Annotated in this window: 15 protein-coding genes and 2 pseudogenes; 6 read left to right on the top strand and 11 right to left on the bottom strand. The window is 64.3% G+C overall.

All coding sequences use genetic code 11. The features are described 5' to 3' along the window. Nucleotides 1-254 precede the first annotated feature (254 nt). The 4 genes from CK227_RS27190 to CK227_RS27205 are packed head-to-tail and all read right to left on the bottom strand — an operon-like array spanning nt 255 to nt 4,597. On the bottom strand, nt 255-1,082 hold the full coding sequence (locus CK227_RS27190) for an ABC transporter permease (RefSeq protein ID WP_095775057.1): 828 nt from the start codon (nt 1,080-1,082) through the stop codon (nt 255-257). A gap of 2 nt (nt 1,083-1,084) precedes the next feature. Further along, the gene (locus CK227_RS27195; protein WP_095775058.1) at nt 1,085-2,365 is read right to left on the bottom strand and encodes an ABC transporter permease; all 1,281 of its coding nucleotides are present in this window, start codon (nt 2,363-2,365) and stop codon (nt 1,085-1,087) included. Nucleotides 2,366-2,367: 2 nt separating this feature from the next. Next, a complete protein-coding gene (locus tag CK227_RS27200) occupies nt 2,368-3,420 on the bottom strand; it encodes an ABC transporter substrate-binding protein (protein WP_095775059.1) in 1,053 nt (350 codons plus the stop codon). Between the two features lie 43 nt (nt 3,421-3,463). After that, nucleotides 3,464-4,597, bottom strand: a complete 1,134-nt coding sequence (locus tag CK227_RS27205) for an ABC transporter ATP-binding protein (protein WP_095775060.1) — start codon at nt 4,595-4,597, stop codon at nt 3,464-3,466. Between the two features lie 289 nt (nt 4,598-4,886). Here CK227_RS27205 and CK227_RS27210 point away from each other — a divergent pair, with 289 nt between their 5' ends. Both CK227_RS27210 and CK227_RS27215 read left to right on the top strand, forming a co-directional pair. After that, on the top strand, nt 4,887-6,275 hold the full coding sequence (locus CK227_RS27210; protein WP_095775061.1) for a PLP-dependent aminotransferase family protein: 1,389 nt from the start codon (nt 4,887-4,889) through the stop codon (nt 6,273-6,275). Between the two features lie 61 nt (nt 6,276-6,336). Further along, nucleotides 6,337-7,584: an FAD-dependent oxidoreductase gene (locus CK227_RS27215; protein ID WP_095775062.1), complete on the top strand. Its 1,248-nt coding sequence runs from the start codon at nt 6,337-6,339 to the stop codon at nt 7,582-7,584. Between the two features lie 46 nt (nt 7,585-7,630). Here the strand turns inward: CK227_RS27215 and CK227_RS27220 are convergent, their stop codons facing one another. Continuing rightward, the gene (locus tag CK227_RS27220; RefSeq protein WP_095775063.1) at nt 7,631-8,218 is read right to left on the bottom strand and encodes a TetR/AcrR family transcriptional regulator; all 588 of its coding nucleotides are present in this window, start codon (nt 8,216-8,218) and stop codon (nt 7,631-7,633) included. Nucleotides 8,219-8,325: 107 nt separating this feature from the next. Here CK227_RS27220 and CK227_RS27225 point away from each other — a divergent pair. Both CK227_RS27225 and CK227_RS27230 read left to right on the top strand, forming a co-directional pair. Next, nucleotides 8,326-9,136 (top strand): annotated as a pseudogene (locus CK227_RS27225) (oxidoreductase). A gap of 113 nt (nt 9,137-9,249) precedes the next feature. Beyond that, nucleotides 9,250-10,251 carry an NADP-dependent oxidoreductase gene (locus CK227_RS27230; RefSeq protein ID WP_095775192.1) on the top strand — a complete coding sequence of 334 codons (1,002 nt, stop codon included), beginning with the start codon at nt 9,250-9,252 and terminating at the stop codon, nt 10,249-10,251. A gap of 62 nt (nt 10,252-10,313) precedes the next feature. Here CK227_RS27230 and CK227_RS27235 read toward each other — a convergent pair whose 3' ends face one another. After that, nucleotides 10,314-10,979 carry a GntR family transcriptional regulator gene (locus CK227_RS27235; protein ID WP_095775064.1) on the bottom strand — a complete coding sequence of 222 codons (666 nt, stop codon included), beginning with the start codon at nt 10,977-10,979 and terminating at the stop codon, nt 10,314-10,316. A 69-nt stretch (nt 10,980-11,048) separates the two neighbouring features. Further along, on the bottom strand, nt 11,049-11,792 hold the full coding sequence (locus CK227_RS27240; protein WP_095775065.1) for a helix-turn-helix transcriptional regulator: 744 nt from the start codon (nt 11,790-11,792) through the stop codon (nt 11,049-11,051). 160 nt (nt 11,793-11,952) lie between these two features. Here CK227_RS27240 and CK227_RS27245 point away from each other — a divergent pair, with 160 nt between their 5' ends. Continuing rightward, nucleotides 11,953-12,177 carry a hypothetical protein gene (locus tag CK227_RS27245; protein WP_143750537.1) on the top strand — a complete coding sequence of 75 codons (225 nt, stop codon included), beginning with the start codon at nt 11,953-11,955 and terminating at the stop codon, nt 12,175-12,177. Here the strand turns inward: CK227_RS27245 and CK227_RS27250 are convergent. Beyond that, the gene (locus tag CK227_RS27250) at nt 12,164-12,343 is read right to left on the bottom strand and encodes a hypothetical protein (RefSeq protein ID WP_095775193.1); all 180 of its coding nucleotides are present in this window, start codon (nt 12,341-12,343) and stop codon (nt 12,164-12,166) included. The genes CK227_RS27245 and CK227_RS27250 overlap by 14 nt on opposite strands. Nucleotides 12,344-12,575: 232 nt before the next feature. Between CK227_RS27250 and CK227_RS36380 the strand changes: the two genes are divergently transcribed. Beyond that, the gene (locus tag CK227_RS36380) at nt 12,576-12,770 is read left to right on the top strand and encodes a hypothetical protein (RefSeq protein WP_142878311.1); all 195 of its coding nucleotides are present in this window, start codon (nt 12,576-12,578) and stop codon (nt 12,768-12,770) included. Nucleotides 12,771-12,798: 28 nt separating this feature from the next. Here the strand turns inward: CK227_RS36380 and CK227_RS37465 are convergent. The 3 genes and pseudogenes from CK227_RS37465 to CK227_RS27265 all read right to left on the bottom strand — a co-directional run. Then, nucleotides 12,799-12,954: pseudogene (locus CK227_RS37465) on the bottom strand (SOS response-associated peptidase); the annotation flags it as partial. Nucleotides 12,955-13,019: 65 nt separating this feature from the next. Beyond that, nucleotides 13,020-13,235 carry a CsbD family protein gene (locus CK227_RS27260; protein WP_019859538.1) on the bottom strand — a complete coding sequence of 72 codons (216 nt, stop codon included), beginning with the start codon at nt 13,233-13,235 and terminating at the stop codon, nt 13,020-13,022. Nucleotides 13,236-13,514: 279 nt separating this feature from the next. Continuing rightward, nucleotides 13,515-14,546, bottom strand: coding sequence for a hydroxyacid dehydrogenase (locus tag CK227_RS27265; protein WP_095775194.1), 1,032 nt, complete (start codon nt 14,544-14,546; stop codon nt 13,515-13,517). Nucleotides 14,547-14,700: the final 154 nt, after the last annotated feature.

Genomic DNA, 14,700 nt, shown 5'->3' on the forward strand with positions numbered 1-14,700 from the left:
CCCCCCCCCCCCCCCCCCCCCGTGGACCGTGGCCGGCGTCGAAGGTCGGTCGGACGTCGCAGCGTCCAGCGATTTCAAAACTTCCCGGCTCTGGGATTGTTCCGCGCCGTCAGCCCCAAAAAGGCCCCACCGGCAGGACCGGCGGGGCATTGATCGGAGGTCTGCGATCGCCCGCGAGGCGATCCCTAAAGCAACGGGAGGGGCATGCGAAAAGTTTCACCGTTCCGTGCGCCGGCTGTCGCCGATGGCGGGTCTCAGCCGCTTGCTGCCCGGCGGCCCTGGCCGCGCCGGGCCAGAAGGTTCGCCACCACCAAAAGCACGATCGACAGCGCCATCATCAGCGTCGCGGCGGCAGTGATGGCGGGCGAGAGTTTTTCGCGCAGGCCGATGAACATTTCGAGCGGCATGGTGCGCTGGCCGGCGCTGGCCAGGAACTGCACCACCACCACCTCGTCGAAGGAGGTGACGAAGGCGAAGGCGGCGCCCGAAAGCACGCCGGGCAGGATCAGCGGCAGCATCACGCGGAAGAAGGCGGCCAGCGGTTTCGCGCCGGAAATGGCCGCGGCGCGCATCAGATTGCGGTCGAAGCCGGTGAGGCTGGCGCCGACGGTGACGACGACGAAGGGACTGGCAAGCGCGGTATGCGCCAGGATAATGCCGGTATAGGTGCTGGCCAGCCCAATGCGGGCGTAGAACAGGTACGAGCCGACGGCGGTGATCACCACGGGCACGATCAATGGTGACAGAAGCAGCGGCATGACGATGCGGCGGCCGGGAAATTTTTCGTTCGACAGCGCAATCGCCGTCAGCGTGCCCAGCGTGGTGGCGATCAGCGTCGTGCCGAAGGCGACGATCAGGCTGTTGCCGATCGCCGATTGCCAGCGCTGCGTGCCCAACACCACCTCATACCAGCGCGTCGACAGGCCCTCGAGCGGGAAGACGAAGAAGGCGCCGCTGTTGAACGAGAGCGGCACGGGGATGAGGATCGGCACCAGCAGGAACAGGATGACCAGCCCGCACCATAGCCAGAGCAGCGCCACGCGGATGCGTTCACCAGGAGTGGGGTAGGGCGAGAGCAGCATGGCTACACCATCTTCAGGCGCTCGAGGCCGAGGATGCGGGCGAAGATGCCGAACAGGGCCAGGGTGAAGACCAAGAGGATGAAGGAGAGCGCCGCCGCCATCTCCCAGTTCAGTTCGACATTGACGTAATTGGCGATGAAATTGCTGATCAGCTGGTCGCTGGCGCCGCCGATCAGCGCTGGGGTGATGTAGTAGCCGAGGCACAGGATGAAGGTGAGCAGGCAGCCGGCCATGACGCCGGGAAAGACCTGCGGGAGGTAGACGCGGCGGAAGGCGGTGAAGGGTTTGGCGCCGAGCGAATAGGCGGCCTTCATCTGCGAGGGCGCGATGGTGCGCATGACGGAGTAGATCGGCAGCAGCGTGAACGGCAGCTGGATATGCGTCATGGCGATGATCAGGCCGATGCGGCTGTACATCAAATCGAGCCGCTCGGAGGCGAAGCCGAGCCATAGGAGCAGGTCGTTGACCAGGCCGAATTTCTGCAAGAGCACCGTCCAGGCGGCCGTGCGCACCAGGATCGAGGTCCAGAACGGCAACAGCACCGCCACGATAAGGATCGCCGCCAGCCCCTTCGGCACGCTCGCAATGAGATAGGCGAGAGGAAAGCCGAGCAGCAGAGTGGCAATCGTGACGGCGGCGGCGACGAAAAAGGTGCGCAGGAACACCTGCAGGAAGATCGCCTGTTCGGGCGGCACCCGCTCAATGCCGCCATCGGCGTTCCATCGGAGGTCGAGGGCGCTCAACAGGTAAAACGAGGTGATGGCGTGGGTGCCGTTGGCAATGGTCGGCCATGTGGCGGGCGCCGACCAGAAAGGCACGGCTTTCATGATCTCGAGCGGCGACTTTCCGGCGGCGCCTTCGAGCTGGCGCACGGTCTTCAGCGCCTGGCTGCGGGCGCCGGGCAGCCGGGCGTTCAGCGCCTTGGCCAGTTCATAGGCGGTGCCCTTGGCCTGGCTTTCACTGAGATCGGCGGCGAGTGCTGTGAAGGCGGCGTCCGCAGGCAGGCCCTGGCCGTTCCAGCCGGCGAGGGCCACGCTAGTGCGCGGCAGTGCGTCGGCGATGGTCGGGTCGTAGACGGCGCGCGACAGCAGCAGCACGATCGGGATGCCGAAGCTCAGGGCTAGCAGCAGGAGCAGGGGCGCTGCCAGCGCCAGCGAACGCAGCCGGTCGCCGAATTCGGCGCGGTGCAGCGCCGCCGACGCGGTTCCGGGATCCGCGCCGGCGGCCGGCCGGCCGCGGGCCAGCGCGGGCCGGTCGAGTTCGCTGGGCTGCAGCGCCGACATGCTTACTGCGCCAGCCAGGCGTTGAAGCGCTTGACCAGGTCCTCGCCATAGTCGCCCCAGAACTCGGTGTCGGCGACGAGGTAGGCGCCGGCCAGATGGTCGGGCGCGTTGGGCAGTTTCGGCAAGGCGTCGGCCGCCACGAAGGAGGCCGCGTCGGTGCGCACCGGCCCATAGGTGATGTAGCTGGCGAGCTTGGCATTGTTTTCCGGCTTGGAGATATAGGCCAGGTATTTGTAGGCGAGATCCGGGTTCTTGGCGCCCTTCGGAATGGCGATCATGTCATATTCGAGGATCTGGTTGTTCCAGACGATCTTGAAGGGCTTCTTGTCGGTGTCGATGGCGTTCTGGATGCGGCCGTTCCAGGCGGTGGTCATCACCACTTCCTTGGAGGCGAGCAACTGCGACGGCTGCGCGCCGGCATCCCACCAGACGATGTCCTTCTTGATGGTGTCGAGCTTCTTGAAGGCGCGGTCGACGCCTTCGGGCGTCGCCAGCACCTTGTAGACGTCGGCGGGCGCCACGCCGTCGGCCATCAATGCCCATTCCAGGTTCTGCGCCGGGAATTTGCGCATGGCGCGTTTTCCCGGAAACTTCTTGGTGTCGAAGAGGTCGAGCACCGAGGTCGGCGCCTCCTTCAGCACGGTCGGGTCATAGGCGAGGATGTCGCCGTAAGCATCGAGGCCGACACCACAATCGAGCGCCGAACCCTCGATGAATTTGTCGCGCGGACCGATCTTGGAATAGTCGAGACGCTCCAGAATGCCGGCGTCGCAGCCCTGCAGCACGGTCGCGGTTTCGACCGTCACCAGGTCGATCGGCACGTTGCCGGTGTCGACCATGGCTTTGACCTTGCCGAGATCGCCGAGATATTCCTGCTCGAGGATCTTGGCGCCAGTTTCCTTGCTGAACGGCTCGAACCAGGCCTTGCGCTGGGCATCCTGCCAGGCGCCGCCGCTGGCCATGATCGACAATTCATCGGCGAGTGCCGCGTGGCCGATGCTGAACAGTGCGGTGGCCGCGGCGAAAGCGAGCATCCGGGTCTTTGCGATTTTCATTTTTCTTCCCCTGTTTTTGAGATGGATCTGTTCTTGGCTTGGTTCAGGATGGACCTATCCTGGCGGCGCCCGTTCCGGCATCGGTGGGAAAGGCGCGGCAGTCCTGGGGCGCGCAGGAGACCGTGACGGCCTCGCCATTGGCCATGGTCGCCTCGGGGCCAACCTTGACGGTCAGCACCTGGTCGTTGCCGAGCCTGGCCAGAAGCCGCAGGTGGTCGCCGAGATAGATGCGGCCGTCGACCGTCGCGGGCAGGGCGTTGGCGCCCGTCGGCATAAGGCTCAGCCGCTCGGGGCGGATGGCGACATGGCAGGCGGCTCCCTGCGCCACGCCGATGGCGAGCGCGGTCAGCTCGCCGCCGCCGGTGAGCCGCACACGGCATTCCTTGCCCGAAACGCGGTCGACGACGCCTTCCAGCGTGTTGTTCTCGCCGATGAAGCTCGCCACGAAGGAGCTTTGCGGGGCGTTGTAGAGATCGTCGGGCGAACCGAGCTGGGCGATGGCGCCATTGTTGAAGACGGCGACACGGTCCGACATGGTCAGCGCCTCGCTCTGGTCATGGGTGACGTAGACGATGGTGACACCGAGCATGGTGTGGATCCGCTTGATTTCGAGCTGCATGTGCTCGCGCAATTTCTTGTCGAGCGCGCCGAGCGGCTCGTCCATCAGCACCAGGCTCGGCTCGAACACCAGCGCGCGTGCCAGCGCCACGCGCTGTTGCTGGCCGCCGGAAAGCTGCGCCGGCTTGCGGTCGCCGAATTGCTTCAGCCGCACCATGTCCAGCGCGCGGCCGACGCGGCCGGCAATGTCGGCCTTGCTCACCTGGCGGACGGAGAGCGGGAAGGCGACGTTCTCCTCTACACTCATATGCGGGAACAGCGCGTAGTTCTGGAACACCATGCCGATGTTGCGCTGGTAGGGCGGCAGCCGGTCGACCGGCCTGCCTTCCAGCGTGATGGTGCCGCTGGTCGGCCGTTCGAAGCCGGCCAGCATGTTGAGCGTCGTCGTCTTGCCCGAACCCGAAGGGCCAAGCAGCGTCAGGAATTCGCCGCGCGCCACGCCGAGGTTCAGTCTGGTCACCGCGAAGGCGCGGCCGTCATAGGATTTCTCGACATCGACGAAATCGACGAAGGCCGAGGCTGGCGATGAGGGCAAAGCGGCCTGACGGGCGGCGCTCATCGTGCGCGATTCCGAAACGTGGCTGCTGAAGCACTATGCGGCTTGTGATGCATGTTTCCGTCCCATTGGAAGCCCGCATCTCGGCGGGTCGTCCAAACTTGTATGCTCACACAATCAATCTGAATTCGAGCATAGATGCATACAACTTTGGGCGTCAAGCCGATATTTGTTGCGATTGTGTGATATTTCCTAACCGACAAAGCCGGATTGATGTCACACAAGTGCTATTGTCCGGCGAATTGTCTTATGCTAATCCCTCGACAAAGCCGAAGGCCCGAATCCATCCAGCATGCTCAGCGATCTCCGCCTTACCGAGGATGAAAATCCGGTCTATCGCCGTCTCGCCGACGCGATCGCCGAGCGCATTGCCGCCGGCACGCTCGCGGTTGGCGACCGGCTGCCGCCGCAGCGCGACATAGCACGGGCGCTCGGCATCAACGTCACCACGGTGACGCGGGCGCTGGCGACGCTGCAGCAGCGCGGCCTGCTGGAAGCGCGGCCGGGGCGGGGCACCACGGTCGCCGCCAGGCAGGCCGGCGAACGGCCCGGCTTCGTCTCGGCGCCGAGCGACGAAAGCGGCATCATCGACCTCTCGGTCAACCGGCCGGCCACCTCGGCCTATCTTGACGCGCTGGCGGCTCTCTTGCCGCGTCTGCCCAGGGATCCGCACTATGCCTCGCTGCAGGATTACCATCCGCCGGAAGGGCCGCTCTGGGCACGCGCGGCGATCGCCGACTGGCTGAAGCCCGTTGCCGGCGACGGCGATCCCGGCCGGGTGGTGCTGGCGGCCGGTGCCCAGCATGGGCTCGACTGCCTGCTTGGCGCGGTGACGCGGCAGGGCGAGGTGATGCTTGCAGACGAGGTGACCTATCAGGGCATCAACGCGCTCTGCCGGGTGCATGGGCTCGATCTCAGGGGCGTCGCCATGGATCGCGGCGGCATGCGGCCGGATGCTTTCGACGCCGCCTGCGCGCAGCTGCGCCCCCGCGCGGTATTCCTGGTGCCGACGCTGCACAATCCGACGACGATTACGCTCAGCGAAGCGCGCCGCCACGAGCTTGCGGCCGTGGCGCGCCGCCACAATGTGCTGATCATCGAGGATGACGTCTACCGGCCGCTGGCCGACGAGGCCTTGCCTTCCTTCGCCAGCCTGGAGCCGGAGCTGACGGTGCATATCGGCGCGCTGTCGAAATGCCTGGCGCCCGGCTTGCGGCTCGGCTTCGTCGTCGCGCCGCGCGCCATTGCCGGCCAGGTGGCGGCGGCTTTGCGCATCAATTGCTGGAGCATCAGCCCGCTGACCGCGCTGATCGGTGCGCGCATGATCGAGGACGGGGCAGCATTGCGCATCATCGAGGTGCAGAAACAGGAACTGCGCCAGCGCCAGGCGATCCTGAGCGAAATCCTCGGCCGCTACGATGTGCAGAGCCAGCCGAGCGCCACCCATGCCTGGCTGCGCCTGCCCGAGCCGTGGCGCGGCGCCGGCTTTGCCCGCACCTGCCTGGAACGCGGCGTCGCCTTGCTGCCGGGCGATGCCTTCGCCGTCGGCCGCGAGCCGGTCCAGCACGGCGTGCGCATTAATGTCGGGGCGGCGCGCTCACAGGACGATCTGCGCACCGCGCTGACCATCATGGCCGAGCTGCTGTCGGCCGGGCATCTGCAATTGCCGGGCTTTGTCTGATGCCCGCCGCCTGAAAGCGCGCTGCGGTTTTGGAACAAGGACAGGCATGGGGGAACAACAAGTGACAGTTTCGAAGAGTGTCGAGATCGCCGTGATCGGCGTCGGCGTGGTCGGGCTGGCGACGGCGCTGCGGCTGGCCAGCGACGGCCGCGAAGTCCTGCTCATCGATCGCAACGAACCGGGCTCGGGCGCCTCGTTTGGCAATGCCGGCACGCTGGCCGAATATGCCTGCATGCCGGTAGGCAATCCCGCTGTGCTGCGCGCGCTGCCGAAACTGCTTCTTGACGCCGACAGTCCCTTCTCACTGCGCTGGAGCGCGCTCATGCATCTGGCGCCGTGGCTACTGCGGTTCGTCAGGCAATCGCTGCCGGCCGCGACTCATGCCAATGCGGTCGCGATGGCCGGGCTGCTGGCCGATTCCCTGCCGGCCTGGGAGGAGATGGCTGACGAGGCCGATGCCGCCGATCTGCTGCGCCGCAATGGCTGCCTCTATCTCTATCGTCGCCCGGGCGATCTTGCCGGCGGCGCGTCGAGCCGGGCGTTGCGCTCCGAATTCGGCATCGACCAGACGGTGCTGAGCCCCCAAGAAGTGGCGGCGCTGGAACCGAACCTGCCGGCGGTGCAGGGCGGCGGGCTGTTTTTTCCGCAATCGATGAACCTGACCGATCCCCAGACGATGATGGCGCGGCTGCTCAAGGCGGCGACGGACCGGGGCACCACCTTGCTGCGGGGCGAGGTGACAGGGCTGCGAGCCGATGCCAATGGTGTCGACCTCAGCGGTCCCGGGCTGCGGCTGCGCGCCCACAAGGTGGTGATCGCCGCCGGTGCCTTCTCGCGCCCGCTGGCGGCACAGGCCGGCGACCGTATCCCGCTGGAAACGGAGCGCGGCTATCACCTGGAATTTCCGACCGAAATGCCACTGCTGACGCGTCCGGTGTGTCCGGTCGATCTCGGCTTCTACATGACGCCGATGGCCGGCCGGCTCCGTGTCGCCGGCACCGTCGAACTCGGCCGGCTGGCCTCGCCACCCAATCCGCGCCGGCTGGCGCTGCTCGATCGCGGCGCGCGCCAATTCTTTCCCGCGCTCGGCCAGCCTTCGTCAAAATGGCTGGGCTTCCGTCCTTCGCTGCCGGACTCCAGGCCCGTCATCGGCCCGTCGCCCGGCAATGCGAACGTGATCTACGCCTTCGGCCATGGCCATCTCGGGCTGACGCTCTCGGCCGTCACCGCGCGGCTGGTTGGCGATCTCATCGTCGGCCGGCGACCCAACAGCGAAAGACTTGCGCCTTTCGCCGCCGGCCGGTTCTGACCTTCCGCCCTCGACATTTCGAGGCAATAGCTGATCGTCGATGGCTTTAGGATGCTTCATGCTTCTGCCTCGGCTGGATCAGCGCACGCGCCGCATCCGCGCCCGCGGCCAAGATGCGGTCCGACAATTCCGTTCCTTCCACCGCGCGGGCCAATTGAAGGGCGCCGATAAGCGCGGCGAATACGCCCAACGCCACGCCTTCGCGATCGCGGGTGCGCGGCGGCAGGTCCTTGGCCAACTGGTGCACCAGGGTCAGCAGCTTTTCGGTGTAGAGGGCGCGCGTCTCGGGCGATTGACGCGCGATTTCCGGCAACAGCGCGGCGGACGCACAGCCGGTCTGCGGATGATCCCGGTGCTCGGGCGACAGATACATCGCCATCGCCAGTTCCAGGCCGCCTGAGGCCAGTGCCTGCTGCAATTGCTGCGACTGGGTTTCCAGTGCCGATGCCATGCTCTCGCGGACGAGGTCGGCCTTTGACTGGAAGTGCGGATAGAAAGCCCCGTTGGTCAGCCCGGCGTCTTTCATGATGGTTGCCAATCCGGACGCAGCGATGCCGTCACCGCGAAAACGGTTGGCGGCGACCTCCATGATCCGGCTGCGTGATGCGTCCTTCCGGCCCTTGTCATAGCGCATGATGGTTCCTTCTCATTTCACTATTGCATTATGATCATAATGTGATATTACAACCATAATGTAATCACCGACCACAGGCAAGACCTCTTACGTTTGGAGCCTTCAGAATGAACCGGAATTCGGGAAAGACCGCGATCGTGACCGGCGCCTCGTCGGGCATTGGTCGGGCCAGTGCGGAGATCTTGGCACGCGCCGGCTTCACTGTCTTCGGCACCAGCCGCAAGGCATCAGGCTTCGAACGGGATATCGATGCTGGTTTGCGACGTGACCGACGACGCGTCCGTCGCGTCCCTTGTCTCAACTGTCCTCGGCAAGACCGGCCGGATAGACCTGTTGGTCAACAATGCCGGTATCGGGCTGCTGGGAGGGGCGGAAGAGTCCTCGGTCTCGCAGTCGCAGGCCCTGTTCGACATCAACCTGTTTGGCGTCATGCGGATGACCCACGCGGTGCTGCCCTGGATGCGCCGGCTGGGCGAGGGGCGCATCGTCAATATAGGCTCGATCCTAGGGCTGGTCCCGGCGCCGTATTCGGCCCATTATTCAGCCGTCAAGCACGCGCTTGAAGGCTATTCGGAATCGCTCGACCATGAGGTTCGCGCTTTCAATATTCGCGTCTCGGTCATCGAACCGGCATTCGTGCGCACCGTCTTTGACCAGAACGGATTCGAGCCCGATTCCGTCAAGAAGGAATATGATGAGGCGCGGGCCGGTGTCGAGGCATTGCTTCGCGACGTGATGCCCAAGGCCGATCTGCCGGAGGTGGTGGCGAAGGTGGTTCTGCGGGCTGCGACCGACCGGAATCCGCTGCGGCGCTACACCGCCGGCAAGGCAGCGCGGCAGGTAAGCATGCTGCGCCGGTTCGCGCCGACAGCGATGTTCGACAAAATCTTGCGCAAGCAATTTCGCCTGCCTGTCTGAACGAAGCCGCGGATTTAACAGCAACATCGCCGATCTTGTCCGGCGACCGACCACACCTTGCGGCTTGGCCGTTCGTGCCGGCCACAGAAAATCATTTTTAGAAAGCGACCATGATGAAAGCCTTTGTTGTCGACAAGTATCAAAAGAAGGGCGCCCTGCGGCTCGCCGAGATGCCGGAACCCGAGTTGCGGGACAATGATGTCCTGGTCGAAATTCACGCCGCCGGGGTGAACCTTCTCGATTCCAAGCTTCGGGACGGGGAGTTCAAGCTGATATTGCCCTATCGCCCGCCGTTCATCCTGGGCCATGACGTGGCGGGGATCGTCGTGCGGGCCGGATCGAAAGTCCGCAAATTCAGGCTCGGTGACGAAGTCTATGCGCGGTCGCGCGACGGGCGGATCGGCACGTTCGCCCAATCCATCGCCATGGATGAAGCCGATGTGGCGCTGAAGCCAAAAAACCTCAGCATGGAAGAAGCCGCCTCGATTCCGCTGGTGGGCCTGACCGCCTGGCAGGTGCTGGTCGAGACAGCCGGGCTGAAGAAGGGCCAGAAGGTGTTCATCCAGGCCGGCTCGGGCGGAGTGGGGACCTTCGCCATCCAACTGGCGAAGCATCTCGGCGCGACCGTCGCGACGACGGCGAGCGCGGCGAATGCCGATCTGGTGAAAGGTCTGGGAGCCGATATCGTCATCGACTACAAGAAAGACGATTTCGAGAAAATCCTGCAAGGCTACGACGTCGTCCTGAACAGCCAGGACGCCAAAACGCTGGAGAAATCCCTGCATGTGCTGAAGCCGGGCGGGAAACTCATCTCCATTTCCGGCCCGCCGGATCCCGAATTTGCGGGAAAGCAGAAGCTGAACATGTTCCTGAAGCTGATCCTGCGCCTGCTGAGCCGCGGCATACGCAGCAAGGCCAGACGCGCCGGTGTCGGCTATTCTTTCCTGTTGATGTGGGCGCAAGGCGATCAACTGGGCAAGATCACGTCGCTCATCGAATCCGGCATCATACGCCCCGTCATCGATCGGACCTTTCCGTTCGAGAAGACCAACGAGGCATTGGCCTATGTCGAAGCGGGGCGTGCCAAGGGCAAGGTCGTCGTCAAGATCAGGTAGAGACAGCGTTCGGCGACTATCTCCTTGTTCTTTTGCGCCATTACGGATGGACGGTCGTTGCTTCAGCCAGCCGGCGCCGTCTCGATCTCCTGGAGATAAAACACCTTGCTCGGCTGAAGATGGTCGACGCACAGCTGCGCCAGCACCCAATTGTCCCGACGCTTCAGCGCCTGGATCATCATCGCGTGGTGCTGGCGCGAGATGTCGAGCTTTTCCCTGTCGGCCAGCGAATTGGCCCGCACCGGCAGGCTGAGGCGCATATAGTGTTCGATCGAGGCGACGAGATAGGCGTTGCCGCAGGCCGAGAACATGGTCAGGTGGAAGCGGTCATTGGCCTCGTGGATGCCCCTGAGATAGCCTGCATCGACATGGCCGCTGTAGATGCGGTGGATCTCCTCCAATTGCGCGATCAGCACCTCGGTGACCGGCAAGGGGATCATCAGCGCCGCCTGGCGCTGCAGCATTTCGCGCACTTCGTAGATCTGCCGCACTTCCTCCGGCGAGAGCCGGCGCACCATGGCCCCCTTGTTGCGCTCGCGCGTGACGATGCCGAGCTTTTCCAGCTGGTACAGCGCCTGGCGGATGGTGTGGCGCGAGACCGGGAAGCGGGCCAAAAGGACATCCTCGACAAGGCGCGTGCCGGGCGCCAGCCGGCCGAAGATGATGTCCTCCTCCAGCGCATGCACGGTATCGGCTTCCTTGCCGCCATAGTCGAAGCTGTTGAGCATCGCGAATCCCTGTTAGCCCGGGTCAACGTCCGTTGACCCGGGTCAACGTCCGTTGGTTCGGACGGCACTCTAGCCTTCGCGCGCAAGGCTGGCCACAAGCTGGTCGAGGCGCGGGTCATCGAGGCTGACGAGCCCGGTCATCCGCAACGTCTGCCTCAGGCCGATCCTGCCGACCTCCCGGCGCATGATGACCTTTACGCAGACCGGCCTCGTTCCGGTCAGGACGAAGGCGTTGCCGACCAGGACCGGCTCCGAGAACGGCGCCCACTGCACGGCAACGATGGATGGCTCGCCGGTCTGGCGGCGGTTGATGCCGGCGAAATAGATCCAGTTCAGCTGCGAGATCGCCACGCCATAGTGCCAGCCCGGCGCCCGCGCTCCGCTCCGGCGGAGGCCCTCGGCCCAGCGGGTGACGCGCCTGAAGGTCACCAGCTCGGCCTCGCGCCGCACGAAGGTGACCGACCGCATGACAAGATCGGGACGGTCCGGAACCATGAAGTAGGTGAAGTAGGTGCCGCCGGCGATGGCCGGAGCCGGGCCGCGCACCATGTTCTCGTAGAGCGCCTGGTGGATTGGCAACAGGGCTTTGTGTCCAGGCGCGAGGACTTCCGGTGCGCGGTACAATTCATCCTCGTCGATGCGGAAATAGGCGCAGATCAGCCTAGCCGTGGCCCGGTTGGGCACGCTCTTGCCTTGCAGATAGCGCTCGAACTGCGTGCGGTTCATGTTCAATCCGCGACATACCGCTGCCACCGACGCATGGCTGCTGACCAGCCGTCGCAGATTCGCGGCAAGATTCCTGCGAATTGGCACGACACCGCCCCTCGACAGCCGTTCGAACCATTATTCAAGCAATCGCTTATATTGCGACAATCTCGCACAACATCGCGGCGCCGCGAATGGGACCTTCGGCCAATAGTGCGCGGCGGCGCGGAGCAACGGGATAATCCTTATTCAGGTCAGGAACCATTGCGTGCGGCAGGCCGTTGGGGGCGCACGGAAGGGACATCCGAAAATGACTGACAAGCAAGAGAAACCACCGGCCGCGACGGACGAGGTTGTTCGCCGTTTGGTCGACAAAACCGGAATCACCGACGCACAGGCCCGCGAGCTTGTCGCCTTTCTCGGGCCGAACAATTGGACATCGCTGTTGCGCGAAGCGCGGATATTGAAGCCGAAGGGTCCTAAAGCCGGATGAAGTCGGCAAGGCCCAAGCGCATCCTCTGGCCTTCCGCGAAGGCCAAGGCAGAGGATTCAATCTCAAAAGATCGGGTTAGGTCCTGGTCTTCCTCGACCACGCGGACGAACCATTCGCCGCAGGCCTCGACCACTTCCACGCAAGGGCAAACCTTGCCGTTCGGCATTGCGTTATCCATCGCAACCTCCCTAGAAAGCAATGGGGAACGTCGATTTTTATAACGCTCGTCCGAAGCCGTTTTCAACATCAAATGTGAAGGGGTGGCCAAGCCAGGCGCGCCGCGATTCGACTCGCTATTTCCATAGGAAAGCGTAGGCTTACGGCGTCGTCCGTTCTACACGGCATACGGATGCTTGGTAGCCAACTCAGGTGCTCCCGCCCTCGACGCGGAGACTGAAATGGCTGAGGTCCACTCAGACAGTAGGGTAACCGCCTTGGACTGCGAGATCCTTCGCGGCGCCTTCCGAAAATCGGTCGCGGAAAATCGCATCGCGGAACGCGAATGGCGCATGCACGCCAAGCTGCTGGCGCGCGAATTGACCGGGCTTGACGATATCGATCCGGACATTCTGGACTGGATCGTACGCAAGTAGACTTTGCCGGCCTTCGCTTTGCGGGCGGTTACGCACTTTCGGAGCGCACGGTCTCCACCAGAAGCGCTCCAGCCGGAAGTGGACGCAACAGTTCGGCCTCCGGCTTTGCCAGGTTGATCCAGGCCGCCCAGTCCGCGGGCTGAAGAACCACGACCTGGCGATTGTGGTAGGGCGCGATATCCGGCCGCAAATGAATAGGCCGCCGGTTCGAACGGCGGCCTCCAATTGTCTTTGGAAAAGCGAAGAACCTTAGAGGTTCTTGTTGATGGCGGCGGCCGTCTTGTTGGTCGCGTCCTTGACGGCGGACTTGGCGTCGCCGACAGCCTTTTGGACTTTACCCTTGGCCTCCTGTGCGGCGCCTTCGGCGCGCAGGCGGTCATTGCCGACGGCCTTGCCGACGCCTTCCTTGGCCTTGCCTACGGCCTGATTGGCGAGACCAGAGGCCTTGTCACTTGTGCTTCCCATGGAATGTTCCTTTTTGCGAATTGTCTGCCTGACCGGTGAGGACCAACGTCGCTTTGTTGCGAAGGTTCCTCATGCCATGGAGTGCGCAGCAAAACGAAAAGGCCCGCCACCGACGCGAATCGTGACGGGCCTTCTGGAGTAGGTCGGGCGTCCCACCGCCCGGCCTATTGCAAAACCTGTCAGGGGGACGATTGTTCCATCACGACGAGACGCGCGTCGGCTTGTGGGCTTTCCGGATCAGTCAAATCTCCCGCCACCAAGCTGGTGGCGCCCGCCCCGTCAGTTCCGGTCCACCGGCTTGGAGCGCATGCGCGAGACCGTTTCGCGCTCGGCGCGCTTGGAGCGCAGCGGCGGCAGGCCGCGGTCGATCAGGTCCATGTCCTCCAGCACCATGTCGCCCATGCGCTTGAAGGCGACGTCGAGCGCGCCGGCGCGGTGGGCCGAGCGCAGGAAGCCGGGCAGGGTGCGGACCGGATGGTCGCTCGCCAGCGGCTCTTCCGGGAAGACGTCGCTGGCGGCGACGATGTGGCCGCTCTTCACCGCCGCCATCAAGGCGGGGAAATCGACGACGCCGGCGCGGCTGAGCAGGATGAAGGCGGCGCCCTTGCGCATGCTGGCGAAAGCGTCCGCGCCGAGAAAGCCCTGGTTCTCGGAGGTCACCGAGGCAACGACGAAGACGAAGTCGCTCGATGTCAGCACCTCGTCCAGCGAGGCCGGCTCGACGCCATTGTCGATCAGGATCGACGGCGGCAGCCAGGGATCGAAGACTTTGGTGCGGGTGCGGAAACCCGTCAGCAGCCGGTTCAGCGCGCGGCCGAGATCGCCGAAGCCGATGATGCCGATATTGGCGCCGGAGAGCAGCCGCGCCGTCTGATTGCCGTCGCCGCCCCACAACTCCTCGCCCCGGCGGAAGGCGAGGTCGGCATCGACGATGTCGCGGGCAAGGTTGAGCGCCATGGCAAGGCCAAGCTCGGCCACCGGCTCGGCGAAGACCAGACCGGTGGTGACGACATGGATGCCGCGCATGAACAGCGTCTCGTAAGGCATGTTGTCGAGGAGGTTGGATTCGACATTGAAGACGCAGCGCAGCGCCGTCATCCGCCCCAGCGTCTCGGAAGAGATCGGCGGCTGGCCGACGATATAGCGGGCCCGCGCCAGCACGTCGACCGGCAGTTTGGCGACGTCTTCGGCCGTGGTTTCGACGATGCGGTATTTCGCCCGAAAGCGCGCCAGCTGCGGCGGCGTGAAGATCAGCTCCAGCGAGCGCGGTTCCGGCGCGCTGATCACCAGCGGCAAATCCTTGTTTGGCACGACGATTCCTCCCGACGCGATCCCGACGCCGCGCATTCTTGCTTTGCCCAAGTCATTGTCCCAAAGCCGTATTACATTTTGGGCGACATGTGGCTCTGCCGCTAAAATACCGCCGATGAACCGATTTACAACCGAGAAAAATCGATTTACTCGT

It is taken from the genome of Mesorhizobium sp. WSM4308 (assembly GCF_002294905.1).
In the GTDB taxonomy this organism is placed as follows: domain Bacteria; phylum Pseudomonadota; class Alphaproteobacteria; order Rhizobiales; family Rhizobiaceae; genus Mesorhizobium.

Coding starts and splice junctions, on each gene's coding strand:
- CK227_RS27195 (WP_095775058.1), bottom strand. CDS start 2,365: ATGTCGGCGCTGCAGCCCAGCGAACTCGACCGGCCCGCGCTGGCCCGC.
- CK227_RS27250 (WP_095775193.1), bottom strand. CDS start 12,343: ATGCCGAACGGCAAGGTTTGCCCTTGCGTGGAAGTGGTCGAGGCCTGC.
- CK227_RS27235 (WP_095775064.1), bottom strand. CDS start 10,979: ATGCTCAACAGCTTCGACTATGGCGGCAAGGAAGCCGATACCGTGCAT.
- CK227_RS27230 (WP_095775192.1), top strand. CDS start 9,250: ATGAAAGCCTTTGTTGTCGACAAGTATCAAAAGAAGGGCGCCCTGCGG.
- CK227_RS27260 (WP_019859538.1), bottom strand. CDS start 13,235: ATGGGAAGCACAAGTGACAAGGCCTCTGGTCTCGCCAATCAGGCCGTA.
- CK227_RS27190 (WP_095775057.1), bottom strand. CDS start 1,082: ATGCTGCTCTCGCCCTACCCCACTCCTGGTGAACGCATCCGCGTGGCG.
- CK227_RS36380 (WP_142878311.1), top strand. CDS start 12,576: ATGGCTGAGGTCCACTCAGACAGTAGGGTAACCGCCTTGGACTGCGAG.
- CK227_RS27220 (WP_095775063.1), bottom strand. CDS start 8,218: ATGCGCTATGACAAGGGCCGGAAGGACGCATCACGCAGCCGGATCATG.
- CK227_RS27210 (WP_095775061.1), top strand. CDS start 4,887: ATGCTCAGCGATCTCCGCCTTACCGAGGATGAAAATCCGGTCTATCGC.
- CK227_RS27205 (WP_095775060.1), bottom strand. CDS start 4,597: ATGAGCGCCGCCCGTCAGGCCGCTTTGCCCTCATCGCCAGCCTCGGCC.
- CK227_RS27200 (WP_095775059.1), bottom strand. CDS start 3,420: ATGAAAATCGCAAAGACCCGGATGCTCGCTTTCGCCGCGGCCACCGCA.